This is a genomic window from Variovorax fucosicus (genome assembly GCF_030316825.1).
Lineage (GTDB): Bacteria > Pseudomonadota > Gammaproteobacteria > Burkholderiales > Burkholderiaceae_C > Variovorax > Variovorax fucosicus.
In genome coordinates this window covers 32,276-45,187 of the sequence record NZ_JASZYU010000004.1, presented here as the reverse complement: position 1 = coordinate 45,187, position 12,912 = coordinate 32,276, and the positions used below count along the sequence as shown (strand labels likewise).

Below are 12,912 nucleotides of genomic sequence, written 5' to 3'. Positions count from 1 at the left end.
CAATGCGAGCTTCGTGCCAACCTTATGATTTATGAAATGTTTAGGTGTAAAGCATATTAGCCAAGCATCCAGGTCATGACAATAGAAACAACGCTGAGAAATCCGCGATTTCGGCGTGCCTGGCGCGCACCGCTACAGGGCGAGACTGCCCACGCTGGTGCCACCGCACACATAGAGCACCTGCCCCGTCACGAAGCTGTTGGCGGGTTCCGCAAAGAAGCGCACCGCGCGTGCCACGTCGGCCGACTCGCCAAGGCGCCGTACCGGCACCGACGCCGCCAGCGCGCGCTCCTTGTCACTGCCGGCTTCCACCACGTCGTAGAACATGTCGGTGCGGATCGGGCCCGGTGCGACCACGTTCACCGTGATGCCGTCGGCCGCCAGTTCGAGCGCCCAGGTGCGCGCCATGCCCAGCATCCCGGACTTGGTGGCGGAATAGGCGGTGCGCGTGGGCATGCCTACTGCGGCCCGTGACGACAGAAGCACGATGCGCCCGAACTGCTGGGCCCGCATGCAGGGCAGCGCCGCCTGGACAAGCTGCACTGCGCAGCCCAGGTGCAACTCGACCAGCGCATCGAGGTCTTCGAGCTTCACGTCGGCGAGCAGCGCGGCGCGGATCACGCCGGCGTTGTGGACCACGGTCGTGACTTCGAAGCGCCGCACCAGGTCGGCCGCCGCCTCGGCCGTGGCCGCACGGTCGGCGAGGTCGACTTCGATGCTGTGCAGCCGCGGATGATCGCCCGCCGGCTTGCGCCGGGCGAGAGAGACCACGTCGTAGCCCAGCGCCAGCAGGTCTTCGCAGATGGCCTTGCCAATGCCGGCGCTGCCGCCAGTGACCGCGGCGACGCGGCGTTGCCCTGTGGAGCCGTTCGTCATGGTCGACTCACGCGGCCACCAGCGCGAGCACGCGCAACGGGCTGCCGCTGCCCTTCTCGATCTTGAGCGGCGGGCAGATCAGCACCGCACCGGATGGCGGCAGCAGGTCGAGGTTGCTCAGGCACTGCAGGCCATAGCGCCCGGCGCCATGCATGTAGTAGTGGCAAGGGTATGGCGGGCGCAGGTGGTAGCCCTGCCCGGCATCGGTGCCGATGGCCTCGGAGCCGAAGCCCAGCACGTCGCGCTGCTCCACCAGGAAGCGCACGGCCTCGGTGCCAGGGCCCGGCGTGTGCTGCCCCGTTTCGTCGAAGTTCTGGTAGGCCTCCGGGTCGCTCCGCTTGGACCAGTCGGTGCGCATCAGCACCCACGCACCCTTCGGAATGCGGCCGTGCTTCGCTTCGTAGCGTTCGATGTCGGCCACGCTCAGCAGGTAGTCGTCGTCGGTTTGCACGGCGGCCGAACAATCGATCACGCAGGCCGGCGCCACGAAGTGCTGCACCGGGATCGTGTCGACCGAGTTGTTCGGTAGGTCGCGGCCCGAGATCCAGTGGATCGGCGCGTCGAAGTGCGTGCCCGTGTGCTCGCCGCAGGAAAAATTATTCCAGTACCAGCCCGGTCCGCGCTCGTCGTACTTCGACACTTCCTCGATCCGGAACGGCCAGCACTGGCCCATCTCTGGCGGCAGCGCGATCTGCGGGAACTCAGGCGTGAGCGTCTGCGTGAGGTCGATCACGCGAATGCGGCCACTGGCCATCGCGCCCACCAGGCCGCCGAGGATTTCGGCGGCGGACATCAGTTCGGTTGTCGTCGTCATGTGTTGCTCCTGGTGTCAGCCGCCTGCGGCCAGCTCGCGCTCGAGCACCTTCGGGTTGTCGCGCCAGCGCTCCAGCCATTCCTGCGCCACGTCGCCCGGGTAGATGTCTTCCACGCCATCGCGCAGCGCCTTGACGATGGCGCTGGCGAGCGTGGCCGGCGCCAGCTTGGGCGGCGGCATGTGCTGGTTCCACTCGTCGTCGATCGGCCCCGGGAACACGTTGATCACCCGGATGCCGGCCGGTCGCATCTCGGCACGCAGGCACTGCGCGAGCGAATGCGCTGCCGCCTTCGACGCGCTGAAGGTGCCGTGCGGCGGGAAGTTGCTGAGCGCATAGATCGACAGCAGGTTGACCCAGGCCGTGGCACCGGTCGCACCGTCGGCGGAGCGCCCCTTGAGCGCCGGCCCGAACTCCTGCGCGAGGCGCAGCAGGCCGAAGTAGTTGATGTCCATCTCGGCCTTGGCCACATCGGTGCCGCGCCGGGCGCCGATGCCGAAGGTTCGATGCACCTCTGCGTTGTTGATGACGATGTCGACCTTGCCGCCGATCTCGCCGGCCAGCTCGACGACAGAGCGCCCGTTGGTCAGGTCGAGCGGCACCAGCGTGACCTGCGGCAGCGCCGAAATGTCGTCGAGCCCGTCACCCATCTTCTTCCAGGGCTCGGCATGGCCGACCCAGACGATGTCGGCACCGGACTTGACCAGCGCACGCACGATGGCCTGCCCGGTTTCGGTCTTGCCGTCGGTCACCAGCGCCTTGCGGAACTTGGGGTCGCTGGTCATTTCACGGAGCATCTTGTCGTCGGCCATATGGGCACTCCCTTCATTCGGAAAACCAATGAGAACGGCTTGGCCCGCGCGGTCGAGCCGGGCACCGACGCGCACGCGCGTGGGCGCATCGCCGACTTCGCCATGCAGGTGCACCATGAGCGTCGGGCCGGCGTCGAGGTGCACCAGGCCCAGCCGCCAGGGCAGCCGCTCGCGAAAGAACAGGTCATTGCTGTGATGCAGCGTGGTGCTGGCGAGCAACTTGCCCTCGCCGCCTTGCGCCCGCCAGTGCAGGCGCGGCGAAAGACACTTGTGGCAGGCCTCGCGCGGCGGGTATTGCACCGTGCCGCAGTCTTCGCAGGTCTGCAGCTCGAAGCGCCCTTCGGCCGCGGCGGCCGTGATGCCCAGCGCAACGCGCCCGCGCGCCCACGGCGGCAGATTCATCTGGCGGGTGCGCAGCACCGGGTTCTTGCGCGGGGGGCGCATCATGGGCATCGTCATGCGGATCTCCCCAGGATGACCGCGCCTGTGCACAGGCAGCGGTCGTAGGTCACCATGCCGAAGCCCGCGACCAGGCCCAGCTGTGCATCGGGCACCGTGCGCGGCCCGGCCTGGCCGGTCAGCTGACGAACCGCCTCGACCATGCCGAGAAAGCCGCCCGCTGCGCCGGCCTGCCCGGCCGACAGTTGCCCGCCGCTGGTGTTGTTCGGAAAGCTGCCGTCGAAAGTCATCGTGTGCGACTGCACGAAAGCCGGGCCTTCGCCCTTCTCGCAAAAGCCAAGGTCTTCGAACTGCATCATCGCGATCACCGGGTAGTCGTCGTAGGTCTGCACGAAGTCAAGCGCCGCGGGCTGCACGCCGGCCTGTGCGTAGAGGTCGTCGCGGTCCACGCGCCAGCCGCCCTGCACCATCACCGGATCGTCGGCAAAGGCGTTGTGCCGCTCGATGGCGCCGCGGATCACCACATGCGCCAGGCCCAGGTCGCGCGCCCGCTCCTCGCTCATGACGAGGAAGGCCTCGGCACCCGCGCAGGGCATGACGCAGTCGAACAGGTGAATGGGGTCGGAGATGGGCCGCGCCGCCATGTACTCGTCGAGCGTCAGCGGCTTCTTGAACATGGCATGGGGGTTGCCCAGCGCATTGGTGCGCTGGTCGACTGCGATGCGGCCGAAATCCTCCCGCCGCGCGCCATAGGTGCGCATGTAGTTCGCGGTGATGAACGCGAAGATCGAGTTCGGTCCACCAGAACCGTAGGGGTAGCTCGCGTCCCGCGCGAAATTGCTGAAGCTGCCGAGCGTCTGGCGGAAGGAATCGACGTGGTTGGTGTCGGCGCCGACGCAAGCCACGATGTCCGCGTCGCCTGCCTGCACCGCACGTGCGGCGCGGCGCAGGCACATCACGCCCGACGCGCCGCCGGTCGGCACATGGTCGAGCCAGCGCGGCGAGAGGCCCACGTGCTGGGTCACGCCCACGGCCGTGTCAGGTGCCAGCGAGAAGCTGCTGAGGCACAGGCCGTCGATCTGCGCCTTCGGCACGCCGCTGGCCTGCACCAGCGCCTCGAGCGCCTGCCCGATGAACCAATGCGCCGTGTGCGTCGAGTAGCGCACGTACGGCACGGTGACCGGCACGGCCACTGCCACGCCTTCGTAGGAAAGCCGCCGCTTGGTCATGTCTGCCTCTTTTTCATGGCGCGTGTGTCGATGCAGTGCGCCTGCCCGGGAAGTGCGTGCGCGAGTTCGCGCAGCTGGCCACGCTGGATCTTCTGCGATGCGGTGAGCGGCAGCGCGTCGACGAAGGCGACGTAGCCCGGCGCCTTGTAATAGGCCAGTTGCGCCAGCGCATGCGCGACGATGCTGGCCGCGAGCTGCTCGCGCTGAGACGCGTCCGCGTCCTCGCGCATCACGATGCAGGCCAGTACTTCGTCGCCGCGCACCGCGTCGGGCGTGGCGGCCACGGCCGAGGTCTTCACGGCCGGGTGCTGGTTGAGCACGCTTTCGACCTCGACCGCCGAAATGTTCTCGCCACTGCGGCGGATCACGTTCTTCTTGCGGTCGACGAAAAAGAAGTTGCCTTGCGCATCGCGCCGCACCAGGTCGCCGGTGTGGAACCAGCCGTCGGCCCAGGCCTCGCGCGTCGCCGCTTCGTCTTTCAGGTAGCCCGAGAAGAAGTAGCGCTTGGGGTCGCTGCCGGCGGAGCGCACCAGCAGCTCGCCCGGCGTGTCGACGCCGATGTCGTTGCCGTCTTCGCCCACGAGGCGGATCTGCACGAAGTCCTCCTGCCGCCCGAAGCAGCTGGTGCCGACGAGGCGTGGCTCCCGGTTGGCCATCACGCAGGCGGCGGCGCCGGTCTCGGTCATGGCCCAGGCCTCGACCAGCGGGAAGCCGAAGCGCGCTTCGAATGACGCATGGTGCTTGCGATCCACACCCGCGCCAAAGCCCCAGCGGATGGCATGGTCGCGATCGCCCACCGATGCCGGCGCGGACAGCAACATGGCCGGCATCACGCCGAGGTAATGCACGATGGTGGCGCGGCTCTCGCGTGCGCTGGCCAGCCAGGTCTTCGGGTGGAAACGGTCGAGCTGCACCAGGCAGCCGCCAGCCACCAGCACCAGCATCGTGGAGAACGCCATCGCGTTCATGTGATTGAGCGGCAGCGGCGTGATGACGCGCTCGGTGTCGCGCCGGATGCCGCACACACCGTCGAGCGCGGCATACCACTCGCCGGCGCGCAGGAAATAGGCGTTGCCAAGGATGCAGCCCTTGGGCCGCCCGGTGGTGCCCGAGGTGTAGAGCAGGCTGCACTCGGAATCGAGGCCGATGGCCTCGCCTGCGCGCGGCGCCACTGTCCTGGCGGGTGGCACCTCGTCATCGGGGCCCATCGTTTCGAAGGCGACCCCGGCCTGCACCGCCGCGGCGCGCAGGTCGGCGGCGCGCCCGGGCAGCGTCACGGCCAGGCCGATCTCGCTGTGGCCGATCAGGTAGACCAGCTCGGCCGAGCGCATCTCGGAATTGATAGGCACCACACTCACGCCCAGTGCGTTGAGCGCGAACCAGTGGAACAGGAAAGCCGGCCGGTTCTCCAGCAACAGGCCGACGCGGTGGCCGTGCCCGTAGCCCGCCTGCGCATAGGCTGCGCGCAGGCGCTCGACCTGCGCCGCCGCCTCGCCCCAGCGGATGGCGCCGGCAGAGATGCCATAGGCCGCTGCCGTCACCGATTCGGTGAACAGGAATTCGGCCTCCGGCGTGCGTGCCGCGGTGGTCTTGAATACGTCGTGGACGGTGGCGTGCTGCATTGCGTCCCTAGATGAAGAGTTGCACCGCCGGCAGCGCGGCATCGCAGTTGAGGAGGTTGACGCGCTTGAGCGTCATGCGCAGTGCGCCGTCCTGCACCGAAAGGTGATGGAAGAAGGTGCCGACGTAAAACTGAAGCTCATCGCCCTGCGACTCGGTGTAGTGAAAACCCGTGCGCACCACATAGCGGTTGGCGGCCTCGTCGAAGGCTTCGACCACCGGCACCTGCAGCAGGTGGTGGCAACGACTCGGCGGCTGCTGCGAAAAGGCGCGCGGGCTCTTGAGGCGCTCGATGCGCAACTCGCGCAGCAGCTTGTCTTCGTAGAGGTGCGATGTGTGGTTGAGGCCGTCCTCCTGGTCCGGCACCAATGGCACCCAGTAGAAGGCGTCGTCGGTGAAGAGCGCGTTCCATTCCTCGTAGCGGCGGGTGTCGAGCAGATGCGCTTCGTTCACGACGAAGTCGATCAAATCCTGGCGAGTAACTGCATGCATTTCAGCGGCTCCGCATGGTTTCTGTCATGCGTTCGGCCCAGCTGCGGTACTGGTTGCGCATGGGCAGCTCGCTGGTGCCGCCCGTCGTGATCTCGCCGCCCTTCAGCTCCGAAGGGTCATAGTTGCGGTGCAGGCTGACCCATTCATTGCCGCTGGCATGCAGGCCGGCCTGCATGCCGCGGTAGGCCTGCAGGTCGTCATGGCCCACCACGGAAAATGGCGAGTTGATGAGCCGGTTGTACATGGCGGTGCGCTGCAGCAGTTCAGGCGGCGCACCCTTGAGCCGGAACGTCCAGCTCTCGACCAGCGTCCTGTCGGCCGCGATCGGCTTCACCACGCGGATCGCCTGGATCGCGCCCTTGATGGTGAGGTTGGGGTAGTACACCGTGTTGTGGCGCGCCATGCCCAGAATCTGCGCGGTGCGCTCCTCGCCGTAGCGTGCCTTCATCGCGTCGTCGTACGCGGGAATCGCCTTGTACTTGCTGTGGATGCTGAAGTGAACGCCGGTGAAGCTGTGGCCGTGGTCATAGGTGCGAATGCCCATGTCCTCGAAGAACTTGTAGTCCGACATGAAGGGCACGAACTGCTCGACCGCCATCGGCTTGGGTTCGTCGGCCGGCTTGTCGGCCCACATGCGCTTGGCGGTTCCGGCGGAAGATTCGTGCGCCACCATCGGGTGCATGGTGTCGTTGAGGTTCTCGACGAACATCTTCCAATTGCACTGGTGCACGAAGCGCAGGCAGCCGCCTGCGATCTCGAGTTCGCCTTCGGGCGAGCGGTCGGCCATGTTGTCGATCGAGCTGAGCGAATCGCCGAAGTACTCGTCGAAGTCCGGCCCCGTATCGTTGATCTTGACGAAGATGAACCCACGGTGGCTGCGCACGTGCTTCACCGTGGTCAGCCCCTTGGCCGATTCGCACTCGTGCAGGGCAGTGTTTTCATAGCCGGTTTTGAGCGGGATGGCGAGCAGCGCGCCGTCGGTCTTGAAAGTCCACGCGTGGTACGGGCAGCGAAAGAACTTGCCGGTGTTTCCACAAGGCCCGCTCACGAGCCGGGAGCCCTTGTGGGCACAGCGGTTCATCATGGCCCGCACCGAGCCGTCGGTGTGGCGCACGACGATCAGCGGCCGGCCCGCGATGTCGTTGCTGAACCAGTCGCCCGACTTGGGAATCTGGCTTTCGTGGCCGACGTAGTTCCAGGTGTTGGCAAAGAAGTGCTCCTGCTCGACCTCGAACAGCTCCTGGCTGATGTAGAGGTCCCGGTGCACGCGGTCGTTCTGAACCAGTGCGCGCACGGCGTCGGGGTTGTTCCGGTAGGAAGTCATGTTCGGCTTTCTCCTTCAGATGTCAAGCACGAGGCGCGGGCCCTTGACGCGCGAGATGCAGATCTGCATGACATTGCCCAGCGCCTTTTCGCGCGCGGTCAGCACGTAGTCGCGGTGGTCGATGTCGCCTTCGAGCACTGGCACCGCGCAAACGCCGCACTCGCCGCGCTTGCAGTCGAACATCGGGTCGCAGCCGTGCTCGATCAGGCAGTCGAGAACGCTCTGGTCGGCCGGCACGGTAAAGCGCTGGCCCGACTGGGCAAGCTCCACCTCGAAGGGCTTGTCGCCCGCCTCCGCGACCGGCTCGGTGAAGAGCTCGAAGTGCACGCGGTCGTGTTCCCAACCGCGCGCCTGGGTGCGGGCGAACACGGCATCGAGCATGACCTTGGGACCGCAGACGTAGAGGCGATCGCCGACGGGGCATGCGTCGAGCAGCGCGTCGATGTCGAGCGGCGCGCCGGCTTCCGCGTCGGCGTGGATCCGGAGATCCTCGCCCAGCAACGCCTGCAGCTCGGGCAGGAAGGCCATGAGGTCGCGGCTGCGGCCGGCGTAGTGCATGCGAACCGGAAGGCCCTCGGCGCGGCGGCGGGCCGCCATGCTGGCCAGTGGCGTGACACCGATGCCGCCTGCCGCCAGCACGGTGCCGCCAGGGCCGGTGTGCAGCGGAAAGTCGTTCTTCGGCAGTTCGATCGTGAGCAGGTCGCCGGCGTTCACGCGCTCGTGCATGAAGCGCGAGCCGCCGCGGCCTTCGGCCTCCTTGCGCACGGCGATCACGTACTCGGTGGGCGCGTTGGTGGCATTGCGCGCGGTTGCGAAGTTGATGAGCGAATAGTGACGCCAGTCGATGGCGCCGCCTGGTAGCGTCACCTGCACGCGAATGTGGGCGCCGGCGCTAAAGCCGGGCAACGCGCGGCCATCTTCGGCGGCCAGGCGCAACATGCGGATCGCCGGATTCAGTTCGCGCGCCTCGGCGACGCGCAGGGACATGGTGGCGGGCTGGGCGGTCATCGCTGTTCCTGGGGTCTCTTGTTCAGGCCAGCGCATGCCGCGCCAGCGCGGCTTGAAGCTTTTGGCCATGTTCATCGGCGAGTGCGGCATCGCGCAGCTCGCGCAGCGTGGCGGGCGCGAGAGTGGCACCGGCGCGCTGGAAAGCACCGATGACCGTGTCGTAGTTGCGCAGGCCCCGCTCGCGGGTGTCGCTGTAGCCCTTGACCAGCCGCTGGCATTGCGCAAGCTCCACCGCGAGATCGGGGTTGCGCAGTGCAGTCTCGGCAATGCGTGCGAGCCATGCCTCGATGCGCTGGTTTTCTTCGCCGTAGCGGATGGTGGAACGGCGCCAGCGCTTCATGGCGGCCACGGTGCGCAGCATCAGGTAGCCGCGCAGCGAGCTGGTCTGGATCACGCGGCCGTGCTGCGTGAAGCGCTCCACCGTTTTCCGCGGCAGGCCCGAGTTCATCAGCCAGCGGCCGATGCCGCCTGGCAGCGTCTCGCAGATCTCCTGGATCCGCGGATGCATGTATTCGTTGATGGCAAGGATCTGTCCGTCCTTGACGCTCGCCTCGCCGCGCACGCGCTCGAAGCGCGTGGCACGGGTCTTGAGCGCGGCGACGCGGGCCGTGTCTTCGTACGACATCCAGAGCGCGAGGTAGCGTGCGGTCTCGCGCAGCAGGCGGCCGTCGTCGTTCGCGGGCAGCCTGGCCATCGCAGCCATGCGATCGAGGTAGAGGCCCGCGTAGTCCGTGTCCTGGTAGTCGATGAGGCGGCGCACGCCTTCGAGCAGGAAGTAATGCGCCTCGACCGGAAAGTCGCGCTGCGCGCGTTCGACCAGTGCTCGCACGGCCGGGTGCTTCGGCTGCGGCACCGGCACGGCCGCTACCCCTGGCGCCTCTTCTTCAGTCGCGCCTTGTGCCCGCAGAAAAGCAGCACCGAAGGCCTTGAGGCTGGGCTTCACGCCGACGCCGCCGCGCTCGATGGTGGCTTCGAACTGGGCCCGGGCGAAGGGCAGCACGCCCGCGCCCGCCAGCGCGCCGAAGAGCACCGCGCTGATCACGCTGCCCGAGGCCTCGGCGGCCTGCTGCATGTCGAAGCGGATGAAGCGCTTGGCGGCCTTGTTCGCATGCGCGAGCAGTTCGCCGCTGTCGACTCGGCCGTCGCCGAGCGCGCTTTTCTCGGCGATCGAATAGACGCGGTGGGTCGACGCGACGAGCGTGGTGCGATCCGCCGTGACCAGGCCGCGCTGCACGGCGCGGCCTGCTTCCATGAGCTCCGAGGCGAGCACCACGTCGACATCGCCCGGCAGCGGCATCAGCGCGAGCACGGGCTGGCCGCCGTCGGCCGCTGCCTGCGCAGCCGGGTAGAGCTCGACGTAGTAGATGGTGGCACCGGTGCGCTGGGCCACGCCCGGCACCGAGGTGGTCTGGGCGACATAGCCATTGGCTTCGCCCATGTCGACGATCCAGTCGGCCAGGACGCCGCCGCCCTCCCCGCCCATGGCGAGGATTGCGATCTTGATAGGTTGCGCGCCGCTCATGGTTCAGAACGCCCAGGCTTCGCGCCGCTTCGCTTCGCCGCGCTGCAGCCAGCCGATCACGCCGCTGCGCACGCGCTCGCGCACGCGATCCCAGCGGTTCGGGTTGTTGACGATCTGCGCCTTGTAGAAAGAGGGGCACAGCACGGCGGCATGCGACACCTCGCCGCACACGCCGCAGCCCACGCAGCTGTCGAGCACCGTGGCCACCGGATCGGTGCGCAGCGGATCGGGATTGGGCTTGATCGACAGCGATGGGCAGCCCGACAGGCGGATGCACGAATGGTCGCCGGTGCAGGTGTCGGCGTCGACACCGAACTTCTCGCGCACCACGCGCTTGCCGCTGGCAATGGCCTTGCGCACCTGCGGCTTCTCGCGGCGCTGCTTGTTGAGCATGCACTCCGATTGCGCGATCAGAACCTTGGGGCCCTTCTGCTTGGTGGTCAACGCATCCCTGAGCGCATCGCGCATGCCGGCCACGTCGTAGGTGCGGCGCAAGGTCTTCACCCACTCGACGCCCACGCCGCGCACCGCACGCTCGATCTCGTGGCCCGTGCTGCGCGTCGCGTTGACGGCGTGCGACGAAAGAATGTCCTGCCCGCCGGTGGCCGAGGTGTAGTTGTTGTCGACCACGATGGTGAGGTTGTCGCTCTTGTTGAAGACCGCATTCGCCACGCCGCTGGTCAGCCCGTTGTGCCAGAAACCGCCGTCGCCCATCACCGAGATCGCACGCTTTCCCGCCGGCGCATTGAGCGCCGAAGCGCCGGCGCCGCCGAGGCCATAGCCCATGGTCGTGTTGCCGATGCTGAACGGCGGCAGGATCGAGAACAGGTGGCAGCCGATGTCGGCGCTGACGTGGTGCGCACCGAGCTCGCGTTCCACCAGCTTCATCGCGCTGAAGATCGGCCGCTCCGGGCAGCCGGTGCAGAAGCCCGGCGGGCGCGCATGCACGCTGTCGCCCAGTGGCAAGGCCGGCTCGGGTGCGCCGTCGACGCCGATAGCGGCCACTTCCTTGAGAGGGATCACCTTGCGCACCGGTGCGGGCACGGGCAGCGGCGCAAGGCGCTCGTAGCGTTCGCAGAAGCTGCGAGCGCCTTTCAGCAGTTCGGCCGCGGTGTATTCGCCGGCGACCGGCAGCATGTCCTTGCCGTGCAGCGCGGTGGTCGAGCCAGCCTGGCGCAGGATGGTGGCGAGGTTCTGCTCGACGAAGTTGGGCTGGCCCTCTTCCACGATCAGCACTGCGCGCTTGCCCTCGCAGAAGCGGATGACCTCGCTTTCGATGACGGGATAGGCCACGTTCATCACGTAGAGCGGCACCTTCGTCTCGCCATAGACGTCGGCCAGGCCCAGGCGTTCGAGCGCGCGCAGCAGCGTGTTGTAGCTGCCACCCTGCACGATGATGCCGATGTCGTCGGCGTCTTCGGAGAAGAACTCGTTGAGCTTGCGCTCCTCGATGAAGCGCACCGCGGCGGGCCAGCGATCCCGCACCTTTTCCTGCTCGTGCACGAAGCTGGCGGGCGGCAGCACGATGCGGCCGACATCGCGCTGCGGGTTTTCGAGCGCGTCTTTCAGCGTGAATTTGGAGCGCCGGTTGTCGCCGGCAATGAAGTGGCCATGCACGTGGCAGGCGCGGATGCGCAGTTGCAGCATCACGGGCGTGTTGCTGGCTTCGGACAGATCGAACCCCTGCTTGACCGCATCGACGATGCTCGGCAGGTTGGGCCTCGGATCGAGCAGCCAGATCTGCGACTTCATCGCGAACGCGTGGCTGCGCTCCTGCATGATCGACGAGCCTTCGCCGTAATCCTCGCCCACGATGATCAGCGCACCGCCGGTGACACCGCCCGATGCCAGGTTGGCCAGCGCATCGGACGCGACATTGGTGCCCACCGTGGCCTTGAACGTCACGGCGCCGCGCAGCGGGTAGTTGACCGAGGCTGCGAGCGTCGCGGCGGCGGTGGCCTCGCTGGCGCTGTTTTCGAAGCGGATGCCGTGCTCGGCGAGGATGTCCTGCGCGTCGGCCAGCACGTCCATCAGGTGCGAGATGGGTGCACCCTGGTAGCCGGCAACATAGGAAACCCCAGACTCCAGCAACGCCTTGGTTACGGCCAGAATCCCTTCACCGCGAAACACCTCGCCGCCGGACAACCGCAGTTTCTTGACTTCTTCTACGAATGAACGCTCAGCCATGGTGGTCTTTCATCTCTCGGGGAACGGTGCGATGGGGCGTCGCGCCATGCTTTCTATAATGTTGACAACTGAATGTATTCACAATCATGAATTACCCTAGACAAGCAAGCGGCATGCCCGAATCAGCCCTGGGAGACCTTCATGGCCGCAGCGCCCGCTGAATCGCATCGCTTCGTCGATGACTACCTGCCCGCCTTGCTGGCGCAGGCCAGCCAGCTCATCTCGTCGGAGTTCCACGTGGTGGCGCGCCAGCACGGTTTTTCGGTGTCGGAGTGGCGCGTGATGGCCTCGCTGGCGGGCAGCGAGCCGGTCAGCATCGGTGAGCTCGCGCAGGTGACCGTGACCAAGCAGCCCACGGTGACGCGCCTGCTCGACCGCATGGAGGCGCGCGGCCAGATCGAGCGGCTGCCCCATGAGAGTGATCGCCGCATCACGCTGGTGCGCATCACGCGCAAGGGGACGAAGGCGGTGGAGCACCTGATGGAACTGGCGCGCGAACACGAGCTGCGCGTGCTCGAACCCTTTGGCCTGCGCCGCGCCGAGGAGCTCAAGAACACGCTGCGCCAGATGATCGAGTTGCACGCGCACACGCCGGCCGACGCGGACGCCGAAGACACCGACGAAGGCTGAG

11 protein-coding genes are annotated in these 12,912 nt (G+C 67.2%); 1 reads left to right on the top strand and 10 read right to left on the bottom strand.

All coding sequences use genetic code 11. The annotated features are described in order from the left end of the window. Positions 1-132: 132 nt before the first annotated feature. From QTI05_RS22240 to QTI05_RS22195, 10 genes are read right to left on the bottom strand one after another with little or no spacing between them, the layout of a single operon-like run. Positions 133-876: an SDR family NAD(P)-dependent oxidoreductase gene (locus tag QTI05_RS22240; protein ID WP_286619682.1), complete on the bottom strand. Its 744-nt coding sequence runs from the start codon at positions 874-876 to the stop codon at positions 133-135. A 7-nt stretch (positions 877-883) separates the two neighbouring features. Beyond that, complete coding sequence (locus tag QTI05_RS22235) at positions 884-1,690, bottom strand: cyclase family protein (RefSeq protein ID WP_286619681.1); 807 nt, start codon at positions 1,688-1,690, stop codon at positions 884-886. A 15-nt stretch (positions 1,691-1,705) separates the two neighbouring features. After that, the gene (locus QTI05_RS22230) at positions 1,706-2,959 is read right to left on the bottom strand and encodes an SDR family NAD(P)-dependent oxidoreductase (protein WP_286619680.1); all 1,254 of its coding nucleotides are present in this window, start codon (positions 2,957-2,959) and stop codon (positions 1,706-1,708) included. Next, on the bottom strand, positions 2,956-4,128 hold the full coding sequence (locus tag QTI05_RS22225; protein ID WP_286619679.1) for a thiolase family protein: 1,173 nt from the start codon (positions 4,126-4,128) through the stop codon (positions 2,956-2,958). The genes QTI05_RS22230 and QTI05_RS22225 overlap by 4 nt, the downstream gene beginning before the upstream one ends. Further along, the gene (locus tag QTI05_RS22220) at positions 4,125-5,750 is read right to left on the bottom strand and encodes an AMP-binding protein (protein ID WP_286619678.1); all 1,626 of its coding nucleotides are present in this window, start codon (positions 5,748-5,750) and stop codon (positions 4,125-4,127) included. The genes QTI05_RS22225 and QTI05_RS22220 overlap by 4 nt, the downstream gene beginning before the upstream one ends. Before the next feature lie 7 nt (positions 5,751-5,757). Further along, positions 5,758-6,240: an aromatic-ring-hydroxylating dioxygenase subunit beta gene (locus QTI05_RS22215; protein WP_286619677.1), complete on the bottom strand. Its 483-nt coding sequence runs from the start codon at positions 6,238-6,240 to the stop codon at positions 5,758-5,760. 1 nt (position 6,241) lies between these two features. Then, complete coding sequence (locus QTI05_RS22210; protein WP_286619676.1) at positions 6,242-7,564, bottom strand: aromatic ring-hydroxylating dioxygenase subunit alpha; 1,323 nt, start codon at positions 7,562-7,564, stop codon at positions 6,242-6,244. 15 nt (positions 7,565-7,579) lie between these two features. Beyond that, entirely contained in the window at positions 7,580-8,572 is a 993-nt protein-coding gene (locus QTI05_RS22205) for a PDR/VanB family oxidoreductase (RefSeq protein WP_286619675.1), read from the bottom strand. 22 nt (positions 8,573-8,594) lie between these two features. After that, a complete protein-coding gene (locus QTI05_RS22200) occupies positions 8,595-10,094 on the bottom strand; it encodes an indolepyruvate oxidoreductase subunit beta family protein (protein ID WP_286619674.1) in 1,500 nt (499 codons plus the stop codon). Between the two features lie 3 nt (positions 10,095-10,097). Continuing rightward, on the bottom strand, positions 10,098-12,281 hold the full coding sequence (locus tag QTI05_RS22195) for a thiamine pyrophosphate-dependent enzyme (RefSeq protein WP_286619673.1): 2,184 nt from the start codon (positions 12,279-12,281) through the stop codon (positions 10,098-10,100). Between the two features lie 141 nt (positions 12,282-12,422). Between QTI05_RS22195 and QTI05_RS22190 the strand changes: the two genes are divergently transcribed. Next, positions 12,423-12,911, top strand: coding sequence for a MarR family winged helix-turn-helix transcriptional regulator (locus QTI05_RS22190; RefSeq protein WP_286542841.1), 489 nt, complete (start codon positions 12,423-12,425; stop codon positions 12,909-12,911). The last annotated feature ends 1 nt before the right edge of the window (position 12,912 follow it).